The sequence below is a fragment of the Streptomyces bathyalis genome, assembly GCF_015910445.1.
GTDB classification, from domain to species: Bacteria; Actinomycetota; Actinomycetes; order Streptomycetales; family Streptomycetaceae; genus Streptomyces; species Streptomyces bathyalis.
Genome location: NZ_CP048882.1, coordinates 1,534,324 through 1,548,962, shown reverse-complemented (window position 1 = coordinate 1,548,962; position 14,639 = coordinate 1,534,324). Strand labels below are relative to the sequence as shown.

The window sequence follows — 14,639 nt, the reverse complement described above, 5'->3', positions numbered from 1 at the left end:
CGAAGGGATTTTTTGGGTGAGTGACGACCGTCGTCTGGACCGCGCGACATCGTCCTTCCTTACTTTCTGAGTGCTCAGAATGGTCATTGGAAGCAGAGCGCCTGGAGGGACGTAAACGTCCCGGTGAGGTAGGTCAAAATGACCAGGTATTCTGGCGCTGCGTACGACGATGAACGGGCGCGGCAGAGTCCTAGGCGTGGTCTGCACCCAAGTGCCGTTCTCGCTGGTCAGGGAACCATGCCAGTTCTTCAGCTCGATCATGCACACGCCGCCGGGCGCGACGACGAGCAGGTCGACCTCCGGGAGGTGGCCGGTATTGGCGGTGAAGGTGAAGTTCGACCAGGCACGCCACGGATCGGCGTCGGGCAGCTGTTCCCAGATGGCCTCCAGGCCGCGGCGCTCGTGCTCGAACTCCGACTCGGTGACCGTGGTCCACCGGCCTTCCCGCATGCGCTGTCCCCGCCTCGTGACTCGGTGGTGAGTGCTCCCCCGTCCGACCGTCCTGTGGGGGTGAGGCGGCCGACTGCTTGGACGAAAACCCTAACTGTGCATTGGCACAGGTAAGTTGAGGTTGCGTCAGATCGAAACGGTCGGCAAGCTCCAAGGTTTACGGGGCGCCCCGAGGAACGGCGTGCGCGGCCGAGGCTTCGCTGGGGCGTGAGCACGCTGCCGGGCCAGAGACGTACCCATCGACCCCTCCGCCCCGAAACGGTCTCCGTCGGCGCCGACAGGTACCCTCGGACGGATCGCCAACGCGGCCCGACGGGCTTCCGCTCCACCCCCGGTGGAGTCTCCAAGGACACGCCCCCACCCGTACGAGTCACTTCGTGCTGCCTGGGGGAAGCTCTTTGCTGTTCCGCGCGTCCGCAAAAACGCTCGCCGTCATGGCACTCGACGGTTCACTCCAGCTCCAACTCACCGAGCAGTTCGTCCATATGCACGGCTATCGACCCGGAGCCTCGGAGTTGCGTTCCTGGGAACGGAGCATCCCCGCGCTGACCGCCGCGCTCAACGACGCGGGTCTGGGTGATGTGGAGGTCCTGCTGGAATACGCGCTCCCGCTGAACTGCAAGCGTGCCGACGCCGTACTTGCTGGAACGCACCCGGTGACGGGAGAGCCGTCCTACGTCGTGGTGGAGCTGAAGCAGTGGAGCCAGGCCGAACCTGACGAGGACGATCCTGCTCTGTGCCGTATCGATGCCTACGCGCGCCCCGTCCTCAATCCGATCGAACAGGTGCGGCGTTACTGCGACTACCTCGTCCACTTCAACGGCGCGGTGGCCGAGCACCCCGACAGGGTCAGTGGAGTGGCCTTCCTCCACAACGCCACCGAGTTCGGCGTCGCCGGTCTGCGCGCGATGGAACTCGAGAACCACGGCCAGCTGTTCACGGGCGAGCAGCGTGGCGCGTTCGTCGAACACCTCCATGCCAGGCTCAGTGACAAGCACCCGGGCGCCGGCTCAGCCGACGAACTTCTCGCCGGAAAGACTGCGCCCTCGAAGCAGCTGATGGCAGTGGCGGCCCAAGAGGTACGGGAGCGAGAGCAGTTCGACCTGCTCGACGAACAGCAGGTCGCGTACCGGTTGGTGCTCAACGCCGTGCGCAAGGCGAAACGGTCCGACCACAAGGGAGTCGTGGTGGTCACCGGCGGGCCCGGCACTGGCAAGAGCGTCATCGCTCTCTCACTGCTCGGTGAGCTGTACCGGCAGGGCGTTCCAGCCCTGCATGCCACCGGCTCACAGTCCTTCACTACAACGATGCGGAAGGTCGCAGGTACCCGCAAGCGTGAGGTGCAGGAGCTGTTCAAGTACTTCAACAGCTTCATGACCACGGAGAGAAACACTCTCGACGTCCTGATCTGCGACGAGGCCCACCGTATTCGGCAGACCTCCGCCAACCGCTTCACACCTGCCGCTCGCCGCACCGGCAAGCGGCAGATCGACGAACTCATCGACGTCGCCCGTGTCCCTGTCTTCCTGCTCGACGAACACCAGGTCGTGCGTCCTGGCGAGATGGGCACGGTGGATGAGATCAAGGCCGCTGCGGCAGCCAAGGGCTTGGAGTGCCACGTCGTGCCGTTGGAGGGCCAATTCCGCTGCGGCGGCAGTGAGGCCTACCTGCGCTGGGTGGTACGGATGCTCGGCCTGGAACCTGGCGGCCCCGTGGTGTGGGAGCCAGACGATCGCATGCGAATCATGGTCGCCGACAGCCCGCAGGAGATGGAGGCGTTCCTCGACGACCGCCGTTTCCGGAACTATGGCGCCCGCATGTCCGCGGGGTACTGCTGGCGCTGGTCCGCGGAGCCCAGGCCCGGCGACCCGCTGCCCCTCGACATCGTCATCGGTGACTGGGCCCGTCCCTGGAACCTGCGCGGCGACCGTTCGGTATCCGGAGCGCCCCCGGCAGCGCTCTGGGCCACCGACCCTGCAGGCTTCGGGCAGGTGGGCTGCGTCTACACCGCTCAGGGCTTCGAGTACGACTGGTCCGGCGTCATCCTCGGGCCCGACCTGGTCTGGCGCGGGGACCGATGGATCACGGACCGAACGGCGTCCAAGGACCCGGTCTTCAAGCGGTCCACCCCGGACGCAGACGTGGACCGTCTCATTCGCAACACCTACAAGGTGCTGCTGACCCGAGGCATGATCGGCACGATCGTGTACTCGACCGACCCGGAAACGCAGGAGAAGCTTCGGGAACTGGTCGGCTGCGGTCTGGAGCGTGACCACGCCGTGGTCTGACGGATATGTATGTCGACGCCGTACGTGGTGCGAGCAGCCCGCCATTTTGTGCGCACCGATTGCATGGCTTTCTCCTTGTTGTCGCTCGACCGAGCGACAACAAGGAGCCGGGCATACAGAGCGGACACATGCGGGCGGTGAATGCACGCGAGCGGTTCCGGCCGGCGAACGCCCCGGTGAGCGGCGCGGCGTCCGACGCCGCCGCCCCGCCCACCGGCAGAGAGTGCCGTGCTCAACCGCCTCAGAAGGTGAACGGCCCAGGTGTCTGGGCCGAGGTGGCGTTGCAGGTCACCGTGATGGTGCCGAAGATGACGAGCTTCACCGACTTCGCCTCCATGACGTCGCCCGCGGCGACGGTCCCGTCCAGGGGACCGGAGTTGACGTCGTCACCGGCGGACATCGCGGGGTTGGACTTGCCCGTGAAGGTCGCGGTGTCGCTGCCGTTCTTCGTCATGGTGAGCGTGGTCTCGACCGATCCGGCGGCCACGTCGATCGGCGCCTTCACGGCCGAGGAGGAGAGCGTGATCGTCGCGGCGGTGCCGTCCTGCGTGGCGGTGAGGGTGGCCTCGCCGGAGCCGGCGCTGCCGCAGTCGGCGCTCACGGTGGCCGTCGTGGGGTCGACGGCGGACGCGGTCGGCGCGAACGCCAGGGCGCCCACCGCCAGTACCGCCGTACCCAGTGCTGTTCCCAAGGCTGATCTGCTACGTCCCATGGAAGTGCCTTCCGTGTGTGGGGGAGTTGCATGACCACCGCAGTCGTCGCGCCACGTCTGACGCTCGGGGGACGGTGTGGGGGTGCGGTGCGTGCCGCGGTCTCCGGGAGCGCGAAGGTCCGCGGCTCAGGCCGCACTCCGGGGTGCCGCGGGTCTGGCTTGCAGGTCAGTCCACGCGCTGCTTATTGATGCCCCTGGCGCGGGTGAGCGCAAGAGCGCCTGAGGGGGGTCGGGGGGTGTCTGTGGTGGGTTTGAGCCATCGTGTCGACGCGTCCAGTGGGGGCGGTATCCCGGGCCGTGCGCTGACAGGTCGGAGCGAACCCCCAGTTCCTGGACCACGAGGTGACGAAGCGGGTGGCGTCCTGCTCCGGGTTCCCCTTCGTCGCTGAAGGCAGGAGGCACATCCCTCGCGGCGAGGTGCTCGGAGCCGGCCGGCGGTGACGGGCGCCGGGAGCCCGGCAGTTCAGGGCCCCGGCCTGCGCAGACGTCGTGCGGCTCGTCGAGTTCGGGGACGGCCGTCGCGTCCATGGCGATCACCAACGGGCGCTCGTCCCGGGCGCGTTCAGATGTCTTGGAACACACCAATCACTACCGATCGGTAGCCGGAAGTTTCCACTCCGGCCATGATGAGACGTGAGCATGCCACGGGCTCTTCGTCGATCCGGCGACGGGCCGTCCCGTGTCGGATCTGCGACTCAGGAGTGAACCCCCCATGCATGTACGCAAATTGACAACTCGGATAGCGGTGTCCGCCGCCGGTGCGGCAGTGGCGACCGTGACGGCGGTCAGCGCGACATCGGCGACCGCCGCCCCCGCGCCGGCCGATTCGCAGTCCGCACGCACCGCTGCGACCGCTCCGGCCCAGCAGCAGGCCGAACGCGGCAGCAGCACGCGCGACGACGTCAGCACGCGCGAAGACGTCGACTACGAGACCTGGAAGCGCGACGTCAGCGCCGTGACGGACGAAGCCCGCCCGTACCTCGAGGAACGCATCTCACAGGGCGCCGGCGAGAAGATGGCGATCGTCCTCGACATCGACAACACCTCGCTGGAGACGCACTTCCACCCCATCTGGGAGTTGCCGACGCCTCCGGTCCAGCAGACGCTGGATCTCGCCCGTTACGCGGATTCCCGCGGTGTGGACGTCTTCTTCGTCACCGCCCGCCCGGGCATCATCCACTCGCTGACGAAGGACAATCTGGAGAAGGCTGGATTCCCGATCGACGGGCTCTATCTGCGCGACCTGCCGGACATCTTCGACGAGGTCAGCAAGTACAAGACCGCCAAGCGGGCCGAGATCGAGTCCAAGGGCTACAAGATCATTGCCAACATCGGCAACACCCCGACCGACATGGTCGGCGGGCACGCAGAGAAGACGTTCAAACTGCCGGACTACGACGGCGCGTTGTCCTGACGCCGGCCACCGGTGACGGAACGCGGAGGACGAACGGCCGGGGGTGCGCCGGACCCCGGCCGTTCGCCCGGCTGCGTCAGCCCGGTCGCCGCGCGTGGTGGAGCCGCCGGGCTCCCAGGGCCATGGCGGGTATGAGCATCACGCCTATGTAGAAGGCGCCGATCGCCGGGGCGGGCAAGCGCACTTCACCGGCCTGCTCACCGACTCGGAGCAGTGAGGTCGTGACGGTGTTGATCAGGGTCGATATCCAGAACCCTCTGCGGCGTGCCTTCCCGGCGAATCGCGCATAGTCCCTCAGGGCCTTCAAGAACTGGTGCATGTCTTTCTCCTGCGGTGCGGGCCACGCCGCACCCCCCGTTTCGTAGTGCTGCCGGATGGACCGCGTTCGCGGAACGGGCGGCGTTCCCCCTGTCGCCCGGTCCGCGTCCACGGTCCGATCCGGATCTCACTTCATTGCTGCCGCACCGCCGTTGCGGCCGGCCGCCAGCGGCCGCGGACAACAGAGGACGTGACCCGGAGATCGCGGTGACACGTACTTCGTGGACGGCTGGTCGAACCGGCCACGGCTGCTGTCTCGGGCAATCAACGCCGACGCACAGTGATGATCAGCGCGTGAGGGAGGCGGGCGCGTGAGTAGGCGCTACTCAACTTCGCTACGCAGTGTGTTCGTTACCCGGGCGGCCATGCCTCACCTGGGCGCCGGTGCCGCAGGTCGCATAGGGTCGGCGGATGGCGAAGTACTTCGACGTGCACCCGGACAACCCGCAACCCCGCACCATCAGCGCCGTGGCGGACAGCCTCCGCAACGACGCACTCGTCGCGTATCCGACGGACTCCTGCTTCGCACTGGGATGCCAGCTTGGAAGCCGCGACGGCATGGACCGGATCAGGTCGATCCGGAACCTGGACGACCGTCACCACTTCACCCTCGTGTGCCAGAACTTCGCGCAGCTCGGTCAGTTCGTCCACGTCGACAACGACGTGTTCCGTGCGATCAAGGCGGCCACGCCCGGCAGTTACACCTTCATCCTCCCCGCGACCAAGGAGGTGCCGCGCCGGCTGCTGCACCCGAAGAAGAAGACGGTCGGGGTCCGGATCCCCGACCACGCGGTCACTCAGGCGCTGCTCGCCGCGGTGGGTGAGCCGGTGCTCTCCAGCACTCTGCTTCTGCCCGACGAGGAGGAGCCGATGACGCAGGGCTGGGAGATCAAGGAGCGGCTCGACCACGTCGTGGACGCGGTGGTCGACTCCGGCGACTGCGGCACCGAGCCGACCACCGTCATCGACTTCTCCGGCAGCGCCCCCGAGATCGTGCGCAGGGGTGCGGGCGACGTCGCACGGTTCGAGTAGGCGGACCGCCGGTTCTCCGGTCGGAGAACCCGGCCGGAGTTCACGGGCGCCCGGAGTTCACGGCCCCGTGGATCACGGAACCGGTGGTCACCGCCTCCCGAGCCCGGGGGACGTGCTCGGCCTTTCCCAGATGCACGTCTCGCGCCTGCTGCGCCGGTGCCTCGGCGAGCTCCTGGTCAGACGGGATCGGTGAACGAGATCGGCTTGCCGGTGGCGTGGGCATATGCGATCTCCCTGCTCGTGGACTCGCCGACGTACCCGCCGGGGTTGACGACCAGAACCCGGTCAGCCAGGTCGATCTTGCGCAGGTGGAGCGCGTCCAGCGCGGTCTTCTGCTCGTTGGTGATCAACTCGTCTGCTTCGCCTGGCGCGACGACGATGACACCTGCGAAGGTCAGATCACGGTTCGCCGCACGCATCTCGTCCACGAACCGGGTAGAGCCGCAGATGCAGACAATCTCAGGTCGGTCGGGCACGGCTCAGTCCTCAGTCGAACGGGAAACCGTCAGTGTGCACGTTGACATCACAGACAGGCACACGAGCCCACAGTCACGCAGCGAGATGGACACCACACGGCTGCACCGTGGCAGGCGGGAGGCGTGGCCCGTACTGGGAATCGCGCTGCTCGACGGCGAAGTGCGGGGTGCACGCGGCTCGCCAGCTTCCCTTGGCAACACGGCCTAGACAGGAGCGGTCTCCAGGTGCGACCTGAGGCGCTCCAGCGTGGTGGTGATGTGGGCGTTGTTGGCGCCCATGCGATCGAAGACGCCGGTGACCAGGATCGCGAAGGGGATGAACCACAGCGGTACGCGCAGCCAGTTGGTCTCGGTGACGGTGCAGCCCTCGGCGGTGGGCGCGATGTCGTACTGCCAGCGGGAGACGGGGATTCCGAGGGGTGCCTTCACCTCGTAGGCGAAGCGCCGGCCGACGTCGGCGTCCGTGACGCGGCAGGTGGTCGTCCAGCGGTGGAGGCCGTTGCGGTTGTAGCCGCGGAAGCAGGCCCCCACAGCCGCGGCCTGGGTGCCGCCCAGCCAGCGGGCGCGATGGGCCTCTTCCGTGAAGCGGGCCATGACGGGCGGGTCGCTGATGATGCGGTACGTCTCGGCGGGGGTCGCCCGGATCGTCACCGTGCCCGTGGCCGCGGCCTCCGGGAATCGGGGTATGTGCATCCGGATGCTCCCTCCGTCGATGTAAGCGCTGATTACATCAACGCCGCATGACGAGGGTCAAGACCGGGGGATCTCGGGGGAGTTGACGACGCCCAGGCCGAAGGTGTCCAGGACCTGCTCGGCGAGCCGCTCCGCCTTCGCGGGCGGCAGATACCCGTCGACGATCATCTGGGACAGGCCGTAGACCAGTGCCTGGCCTGCCAGGCCGACCACGGCGGGGTCGCCGGCGCGCAGCTCACCTGCTTCCTGTCCCGCGACGATGATCCCGGTCACGGCCTGCTCGATGCCGCTGAGGTGCTCGCGCAGTTCGGAAGGCCGGCTGCTGCCGAACACGCTGGACCTGATCAGCTCGAAGCGGTGCGGATGGCGGATCGCATAGCGCACGAAGCCGAGCCCGAAGGCGCGCATTGCCGGGCCCCTCTCCTCCGAGACCGCGGCGCTCTGCCACTCCTCGAAGTCGGCCAGTATGCGTCCGGCCACGGCAGTCAGCAGTGCCTGCCGGTCGGCGAAGTGGCGGAAAGGCGCACCCGGTGACACCCCGGCTCGGCGTGCGACTTCGCGCACGGTCACCTTCTCCGTGCCCCGTTCGTCGAGGAGATCGAGCGCTGCCGTGACGAGTGCTTCCGGGAGGGAGCCGTGGTGGTAGCCGGCGCGTTCGGCTGGCTGGTCCTTCATGGGCGCAGTGCTACCACAGACCCGGGCGGCCAGTTGATGCGCCAACGCGTTGAGCGCGCGAGGCTGTCCCGCTCAACGCACGGTCAGCGATGTCGCGTTGAGGCTGTGAGGGCGGAACGGCGCCTCCCGGAACGGGCTCCCGGCCGGCCGGGTTCCGGGGCCGGTCGGCCGGGGCGGCCCGTGACCGTTCAGGCGCGCCGGGCGATGGTGTGCGTGACGTGTTCCCTGAACATCGACGGGCCGGTCTGCGGGCGCTGGAAGGCGGCGGCGCTCTCGGCGACGGGGTGGTCCTCGAATTGCCAGCCCAGACGGGTCAGTTGCTTCTCGACGGGCTCGCGCTCCCCGCCGGGGAGGAGGGCGAGCAGATCGAAGCCGACCGAGTCCGCACGCTCACGCACGAGTGGATCGTTGAGCAAGTGGTGCATGTTGTCGATCCGTTCGAGGGCGAAGCGGCTGTCCGCCGCCGAGAGGCGGCTGACCTCCTCGAACAGGCGGACCTCGGCCTCGGGCGGCAGATACGGCAGCAGTCCCTCCGCCAGCCAGGCGGTGGGGCGGGACCGGTCGAAGCCGCGGGTTTCCAGCGCGGCGCCCCAGTCGTCCCGCAGATCGACGGGCACCGGCCGGTGATCGCAGCCGGGGGCGGCGCCTTCCTCGTCCAAAGTGGCCGACTTGAAGCCGAGCACGGCCGGCTGGTCCAGCTCGAAGCAGACGGTGCCGGAGGGCCAGGGCAGCCGGTAGGCACGGGTGTCGAGCCCGGACGCGAGGATCACCACCTGCCTGATGCCGTCCGCGGAGGCGCGCAGGAAATAGTCGTCGAAAACCCGCGAGCGCAGACCGACGTAGTCGGAGGTGCCGGACCACAGTTCGTCGTCCGTGCCGTCCGCCAGGAGCTTTCCGTCGGAGAAGGACACCGGTGCCGACGGCCTTGCCGCGGCCACGAGCCGGGAGGCGTAGGGGTCGTTGATCAGGGCGTCGGGCCGCTCCGATTCCGCTGCCCTTCCGGCGGCCACCGCCAGGGCGGTCAGTCCGACGCCGGTGACGATGTCCCACTGCTGGTCCGTGCTCAAGGGACGACCTCCGAGTTCGCTTGGTGCATCGGCCGGTGCGACTCGCGAACGTGCGACAGGAGACGTCCGGCGACCTCGCGGGAAGCACCGGGACGGCACCCTAGTAGGTGGTAGCCCCAAGCAACTACCAAGAGTTGTTCGGGAGTTGGCATCGGAGGCGTGCTAGCTGTGCCCGGCCGACCCGGTCTCCGGCCAGTCCTGTTGGTGGGTGGACAGCCCCGCACGGGGAAGCGCGTGGTCAGCATCGGTGCGCCTGTGGTACACCGAAGGACCCGTCACAGCTGTCCCGGAGGTCTCCGTGCGCCGCCTTGCAGTCTTTCTCGCCTCATCCGACGGGCGCGATCCGGCGTACGCCGAACTGGCAGCCGACGTGGGCGGGGAGCTGGCCCGTCGCGGGATCGGCCTCGTCTACGGCGGTGGTCGCAGAGGGCTGATGGGAGTGCTGGCAGACAGCGTTCTCAAGGCGGGCGGCGAGGTCATCGGTGTGATGCCGCGCAGCATGGTCGAGCGGGAGTGGGCTCACGAGGGCGTGACGGAGCTGCTCATGTGCGATTCGATGCATGAGCGCAAGGCGCTGATGGCCGAGCACGCTGACGCCTTCGTCGCCCTGCCCGGCGGGCTCGGCACCCTGGAGGAGATCTTCGAGGTGTGGTCATGGCGCCAACTGGGCTTCCACGCCAAGCCCGTGGGCCTCCTGGACGCCGGGGGTTTCTGGACGCCGCTGCTGGACGCCCTGCGCGGCATCGCCGACTCCGGTTTGCTCCCCGCGGCCACCCTGGACGACCTCGCGGTGGCGTCCGGACTGCCCGGTCTGCTGGACGCCCTGGAGGAGCGGTTGCGCCGCGCGCCGCAGCCCGCGCACGGAGGCTGAGACGACCTTCGGTCGGTGAGCCCCGCGGTTGCTGATCAGGACTGCGCCGAAGGCGATGAGCGCTGAGACCTTCACCGAGTACCGGTTCGTGACCAGGTGTCCGGCAGTGAGCACTTGGCGAGAGGTCAGCAGACAGCGGCAGCCTGTCTGGTGCCGGCGATCCGGAAGCGTTCCGGTCCTGTGGACTCCACCGTCACCTTCTCCGGGTCGCCCGGCCGCGTCGGCCGTGTGAGGAGTGGCGGCCCTTCTTCGCGCAACCGTACGGCTCGGCCTCGTCGGCGGTCACGTTTCCCCGTTCGTCGTCGGTCAAAAAGACCGCAGGGCGACGAGCGGAGGTTCGTCAGGGGTTCCACCTGCGCGTTCCGGCGTTCCCGAAGGGCGTTCACGGGGCGATCGTGACCGGACTCAGCCGATTCAGATCGGTCAAAGGCGATCAGGAGCCGACGAAAAATCCGCGTTAACTCATGGCCCAACCCTTGCCAATCCAAGTTAGTACGTGTTCGGATTAGTTTTGTCCAGACGCCCAGCGCCTGCCCATTTCCGCTGGTCAAAGCCTATGCGGTGGGCCGATTTCGGCCTGCGCTCCCGACGGTATCGACGGTCGGTCCACGCGGTGAGCGCCGTACGAAGGCCCCATAGCTGAAGCGAGCCTCCTGGAGGAACATCCATGTTCGATCTGTCGTCCGTCGATCTGCTCGACGCGTTCACCCGTGAACTGGAGCTGTGCAAGGTGAAGAAGGACGAGCACGTCGTCGTCCTCGCCGAGCCCGGTAGCCGCGGGGACTACGTCGCTGCCGCCTTCGGAGCCGCGAAGTCCCTGGAAGCCCGCGTCATCTGCGCGACCGTGCCCGGTGGCAGCCCCGCTCCGATGGACAGCACGCACACCGGTGCTGGTCCCGGCCTGACCTCCGTGCTCAACGACACGGTCGCCCAGGACCTGCTGAAGTCGGCCGACCTGGTCGTCGACCTTACGCAGGAGGGCTTCATCCACGCCCCCGTCCAGCAGGAGATCCTCAAGGCCGGCACCCGCATCATCTTCGTCTGCGACGCCCCCGACGTCCTGATACGGAACCTGCCGCAGGCGAGCGACAAGGAGCGAGTCCTGGCCGGATCCGGCCTGCTCGCGCGCTCGGAGGTCATGCGCGTCACCTCCGGCGCCGGTACGGATCTGACCGTGCAGCTCAAGGGGTCCCACCCGGAGTTCCAGGTGGGCTTCGCCGACGACCCGGGCCGCTGGGACCACTGGCCGAGCACGATGGTGATGTGCTGGCCCGAGTTCTCCGACGGCCAACTGGTGCTGGCCGAGGGCGACATCCTGCTGCCGTTCAAGGAGTACGTCCGCGACCCCGTCACGCTGCACGTCGCCGACGGACACATCGAGAAGATCTCCGGCGGCGCCGAGGCGAAGCTCCTGGAGACCTTCTTCGAGGACGCCGACGACCAGTGGGGACGAAGCCTCTCCCACATGGGCTGGGGGCTGATGAAGACCGCCGACTGGTTCGCCACCGCCCTCTACGGCAAGGGCGACCTGATGGGCATGGACGCCCGCGCCTTCGCCGGGAACTTCCTCTGGTCCACCGGGCCGCACCCCGTTCTCGGCCGAGAGTCCTACGCCCACGTGGACATCGCGATGCGCGGCTGCACCGTCTCCGTCGACGGCACCGACGTCGTCGTGGACGGCCGGCTCATCGAGAGCTGACCCTGCCGCACCGCCGGCATGGCCGCAGATCTTCATGTCCACCCCTCGTCCTGGAGGAGCCTTGGCGCCCAGCCAGTCTTTCGAAGTCACCGTCGTCGGCGGTGGATTGGGCGGTCTGACCGCCGCGCTCGCCCTGCGTCAACGGGGCATCCGGGTCACCGTCCTGGAGCAGGCCCCCGAGCTGGGAGAGGTGGGGGCCGGGATCCAGACGGCGCCCAACGCCAGCCGCGTGCTGCTCGGACTCGGACTGCGCCGGCAGCTGGAGGCCATCCACACCGAGCCGCAGGACCAGGTGCGGCGCAGGTGGAAGGACGGCAGCGTCGTCGCCCTGACCAGGCTGGGCCAGTACTGCAAGAGCAAGTACAACGCCCCGTACTGGCACTACCACCGCGCCGATCTGCACCGGGTGATCCTGGAGGCCTGCACGGATCCGGAGGGCCCCGGCCCCGTGGTCACTCTTCACACCGACAAGAAGGTCACGGGACTGGACCGCACGGACCGGCGGCGTCCCGCGGCCCTCACCGGCGACGGCTGCCGGTACGAGGCCGACGCCCTGATCGGGGCGGACGGCATCCGCTCACGGGTGCGCGACGAGATGGGTGCCGACGACACCCTGCACTTCTCCGGCGAGATGGCGTACCGGGCCCTCATCCCGGGTGACCTGATCGCCGCGGACCCGGCCACGAGATGGCTGGTGGACCGCTTCCAGAGCACCATCTGGTACGGCCCCGACCGCCACCTCGTGCACTACATGATCCGCGGCGGCGAGTATCTGAACGTCGTCGCCTGTGTCCCCTGCACCGACGAGGTCGCCGAGAAATGGGTGGTGCCCTCCAGCGCGCAGGAGCTGGCCGACGCCTTCCCCGGCTGGGACGACAGGGTCCCGGCCATGCTCTCCAAGGCGAAGGAGGACGTGTCCTGCTTCGCGCTGCACTACCGGCGTCCCGACCCCGTATGGATGGACGATCACGTCGCGCTCCTCGGCGACGCCTGCCATGCCATGCTTCCCTACCAGGCACAAGGCGCCTCACAGGCGATGGAGGACGCCGCCGTACTCGCGGAGGAACTGGGCGCCGTCAGCGCCGACGGCATCCGGGGAGCGCTGCGCCGCTACGTGGACCGGCGGGCCAAGCACGCCGGCATGGTGCAGCAGGCCTCACTGCGGAACAAGACCTTCTACCACTACCCGGACGGCCCCGAGCAGCGGCAGCGCGACGAGAAGCTGAAGCACTTCGACGGGGAGTCCGACGTCTCCTACGACTGGCTGTGGAGCGGCACGCCGCTCAACGACCCCGACCTGGGGGCCTTCTCCTACCAATTCTCCCGGTGAGCCGCGCGGGCGCGTCGATGCGACGTTCCCGCTGACCGGCGAGCGAACCGGCATCGGCGTCGTCTTCCGGCGACGCGCATGAGCCCATCACCGAACCGTGGAGCGAACCGTGAAGACAGGCGATCAGATAGTCCAGGAACTCCCATGGAAATGGGGTGTCCAGGGCAGGATTTTCATCATCGGTGGCCTCGGCTACCTGTTCGACGCGTGGGACATCGCGCTCAACGGCTTCCTCATGCCGCTGCTGTCCAAGGACTTCGGCCTCACCGTCGGCGAGAGCGGTCTCGTCGCGACGGCCAACCTGGTCGGCATGGCCGTCGGAGCCGTCGTCTGGGGTGCCATCGCCGACCGCATCGGACGCCGCAGGGCGTTCAGCGCGACGCTGCTGATCTTCGCGGTGTTCTCCGTGCTCGGCGCCCTCTCGCCCGACTACTCGGTCTTCCTCGTGCTGCGCTTCCTCGCCGGCGTGGGCCTGGGCGGGTGCATTCCCGTCGACTACGCCCTGGTCAGCGAGTTCTCACCGAGGAAGTACCGCGGCCGGATCCTGACCGCGCTCGACCTGTGGTGGCCTGTCGGCGTCACGCTGTGCGGCCTGGTGGCGACCATGATGGTGCCGCTGCCGGGCAACTGGCGCTGGATGCTCGCGACCATGGTCCTGCCCGCGCTGCTGCTGTTCTGGGTGCGCCGCGGCGTGCCCGAGTCGCCGATCTACCTCACGCGGGTCGGCAGGGAGGCCGAGGCACGTGCGGTCATCGACAGCCTCTCCGCGCGCACCGGAGCCCTTCCCGAGCAGTACGAGATCCCCGCGCCCGCGGCCGGTGACGGCTCCGACCGGCCCGGCGGTGTGCGCGCCGGTGTCGAGCAGTTCCGGCGGCTGTGGAAGTACAACCCCCGCATCACCTCGGTCTCGTGGCTGCTGTTCATCACGATCATGCTTGTGTACTACGCGGCCCTGACCTGGATGCCGTCGATCCTCAAGGACGAGGGCTACAACGACACCGCGTCCTTCATGGGGCCCACGTTGATGAGCGGCGTCGGCATCCTCGGCGTCCTCGTCTCGACGTGGCTCGTCGACATCGTCGGCCGCAAGTGGCTCATCGGGGTCGCCGCACCCGTCTCGACCGCAGCGCTTGTCGCCTTCGCGATCGTGCTGAAGGTGGAGACCGCGGCGATGGTGGCGATCGCCGCCTTCGGCTTCCTGATCCAGCTGACCATCCCGGTGCTCTACGCCTACGCCGCCGAGCTGTATCCGACGACGCTGCGCGCCAGCGGCTTCGGCTGGGCCTCGTCCGTGAGCCGGATCAGTACCGGGTTCGCCCCGATGCTCTTCGGGTCGCTGATGTGGCCGCTGCTCGGACTGCCGCTGACCTTCGCGGTGCTGGGCGCGGTCGTGCTCCTCGCCGTGGTCTGGATGGCCTTCGGCGCCCCGGAGACCAAGGGCAAGGACCTCGACGACATCGACGTCGGGCCGGCGGACGAGGCGATGACTGTTCCACGGCCCGCTGAGAAGACGCCCGTAAAGGGCTGAGGCCGCCCGCGGGCACGGACGCGTGGCCCCTCGCATCCGTGCCCGCGGGACTTCCCGCGGATCACCCGCGCTCGTCCGCCGTCCGG

General features: G+C 68.3%; 13 protein-coding genes and 1 pseudogene. 7 read left to right on the top strand and 7 right to left on the bottom strand.

Features of this window, described 5'->3' with window-relative positions; genetic code table 11:
* Nucleotides 1–174 precede the first annotated feature (174 nt).
* Nucleotides 175–450: pseudogene (locus G4Z16_RS33230) on the bottom strand (NERD domain-containing protein); the annotation flags it as partial.
* Between the two features lie 398 nt (nucleotides 451–848).
* Here G4Z16_RS33230 and G4Z16_RS06680 point away from each other — a divergent pair.
* The gene (locus G4Z16_RS06680; protein WP_197349738.1) at nucleotides 849–2,738 is read left to right on the top strand and encodes a DUF2075 domain-containing protein; all 1,890 of its coding nucleotides are present in this window, start codon (nucleotides 849–851) and stop codon (nucleotides 2,736–2,738) included.
* 241 nt (nucleotides 2,739–2,979) lie between these two features.
* On the opposite strand, the gene G4Z16_RS06675 is transcribed toward G4Z16_RS06680, so the two are convergent.
* Complete coding sequence (locus G4Z16_RS06675) at nucleotides 2,980–3,450, bottom strand: hypothetical protein (RefSeq protein WP_197349737.1); 471 nt, start codon at nucleotides 3,448–3,450, stop codon at nucleotides 2,980–2,982.
* A gap of 712 nt (nucleotides 3,451–4,162) precedes the next feature.
* On the opposite strand from G4Z16_RS06675, the gene G4Z16_RS06670 reads away from it, so the two are divergent.
* Nucleotides 4,163–4,864 (top strand): HAD family acid phosphatase, encoded by a 702-nt coding sequence (locus tag G4Z16_RS06670; protein ID WP_197349735.1) that lies wholly within the window; start codon nucleotides 4,163–4,165, stop codon nucleotides 4,862–4,864.
* Nucleotides 4,865–4,940: 76 nt separating this feature from the next.
* On the opposite strand, the gene G4Z16_RS06665 is transcribed toward G4Z16_RS06670, so the two are convergent.
* A complete protein-coding gene (locus G4Z16_RS06665) occupies nucleotides 4,941–5,183 on the bottom strand; it encodes a DUF805 domain-containing protein (RefSeq protein WP_197349733.1) in 243 nt (80 codons plus the stop codon).
* A gap of 410 nt (nucleotides 5,184–5,593) precedes the next feature.
* Between G4Z16_RS06665 and G4Z16_RS06660 the strand changes: the two genes are divergently transcribed.
* Nucleotides 5,594–6,214, top strand: coding sequence for an L-threonylcarbamoyladenylate synthase (locus tag G4Z16_RS06660; protein ID WP_028437723.1), 621 nt, complete (start codon nucleotides 5,594–5,596; stop codon nucleotides 6,212–6,214).
* A gap of 176 nt (nucleotides 6,215–6,390) precedes the next feature.
* Here the strand turns inward: G4Z16_RS06660 and G4Z16_RS06655 are convergent, their stop codons facing one another.
* The 4 genes from G4Z16_RS06655 to G4Z16_RS06640 all read right to left on the bottom strand — a co-directional run bounded on the left by G4Z16_RS06655 (nucleotide 6,391) and on the right by G4Z16_RS06640 (nucleotide 9,125).
* Entirely contained in the window at nucleotides 6,391–6,690 is a 300-nt protein-coding gene (locus G4Z16_RS06655) for a hypothetical protein (RefSeq protein ID WP_197349732.1), read from the bottom strand.
* 204 nt (nucleotides 6,691–6,894) lie between these two features.
* Nucleotides 6,895–7,383 carry an SRPBCC family protein gene (locus G4Z16_RS06650; RefSeq protein WP_197349731.1) on the bottom strand — a complete coding sequence of 163 codons (489 nt, stop codon included), beginning with the start codon at nucleotides 7,381–7,383 and terminating at the stop codon, nucleotides 6,895–6,897.
* Between the two features lie 57 nt (nucleotides 7,384–7,440).
* Nucleotides 7,441–8,058: a TetR/AcrR family transcriptional regulator gene (locus tag G4Z16_RS06645; RefSeq protein WP_197349730.1), complete on the bottom strand. Its 618-nt coding sequence runs from the start codon at nucleotides 8,056–8,058 to the stop codon at nucleotides 7,441–7,443.
* A 188-nt stretch (nucleotides 8,059–8,246) separates the two neighbouring features.
* The gene (locus tag G4Z16_RS06640; RefSeq protein WP_197349729.1) at nucleotides 8,247–9,125 is read right to left on the bottom strand and encodes an SAM-dependent methyltransferase; all 879 of its coding nucleotides are present in this window, start codon (nucleotides 9,123–9,125) and stop codon (nucleotides 8,247–8,249) included.
* Nucleotides 9,126–9,423: 298 nt separating this feature from the next.
* Here G4Z16_RS06640 and G4Z16_RS06635 point away from each other — a divergent pair, with 298 nt between their 5' ends.
* The 4 genes from G4Z16_RS06635 (at nucleotide 9,424) to G4Z16_RS06620 (ending at nucleotide 14,553) form a co-directional block, all read left to right on the top strand.
* Nucleotides 9,424–9,996 (top strand): LOG family protein, encoded by a 573-nt coding sequence (locus G4Z16_RS06635; protein ID WP_197349728.1) that lies wholly within the window; start codon nucleotides 9,424–9,426, stop codon nucleotides 9,994–9,996.
* A 667-nt stretch (nucleotides 9,997–10,663) separates the two neighbouring features.
* The gene (locus G4Z16_RS06630) at nucleotides 10,664–11,695 is read left to right on the top strand and encodes a 2,5-dihydroxypyridine 5,6-dioxygenase NicX family protein (protein ID WP_197349727.1); all 1,032 of its coding nucleotides are present in this window, start codon (nucleotides 10,664–10,666) and stop codon (nucleotides 11,693–11,695) included.
* Between the two features lie 61 nt (nucleotides 11,696–11,756).
* Nucleotides 11,757–13,025, top strand: a complete 1,269-nt coding sequence (locus tag G4Z16_RS06625; protein WP_197349726.1) for an FAD-dependent monooxygenase — start codon at nucleotides 11,757–11,759, stop codon at nucleotides 13,023–13,025.
* A gap of 109 nt (nucleotides 13,026–13,134) precedes the next feature.
* A complete protein-coding gene (locus G4Z16_RS06620) occupies nucleotides 13,135–14,553 on the top strand; it encodes an MFS transporter (RefSeq protein ID WP_197349724.1) in 1,419 nt (472 codons plus the stop codon).
* The last annotated feature ends 86 nt before the right edge of the window (nucleotides 14,554–14,639 follow it).

What these genes read in the sequence shown, in the direction of transcription:
- G4Z16_RS06675 (WP_197349737.1), bottom strand. Translation starts at nt 3,450, where the DNA reads ATGGGACGTAGCAGATCAGCCTTGGGAACAGCACTGGGTACGGCGGTA.
- G4Z16_RS06670 (WP_197349735.1), top strand. Translation starts at nt 4,163, where the DNA reads ATGCATGTACGCAAATTGACAACTCGGATAGCGGTGTCCGCCGCCGGT.
- G4Z16_RS06665 (WP_197349733.1), bottom strand. Translation starts at nt 5,183, where the DNA reads ATGCACCAGTTCTTGAAGGCCCTGAGGGACTATGCGCGATTCGCCGGG.
- G4Z16_RS06660 (WP_028437723.1), top strand. Translation starts at nt 5,594, where the DNA reads ATGGCGAAGTACTTCGACGTGCACCCGGACAACCCGCAACCCCGCACC.
- G4Z16_RS06650 (WP_197349731.1), bottom strand. Translation starts at nt 7,383, where the DNA reads ATGCACATACCCCGATTCCCGGAGGCCGCGGCCACGGGCACGGTGACG.
- G4Z16_RS06645 (WP_197349730.1), bottom strand. Translation starts at nt 8,058, where the DNA reads ATGAAGGACCAGCCAGCCGAACGCGCCGGCTACCACCACGGCTCCCTC.
- G4Z16_RS06630 (WP_197349727.1), top strand. Translation starts at nt 10,664, where the DNA reads ATGTTCGATCTGTCGTCCGTCGATCTGCTCGACGCGTTCACCCGTGAA.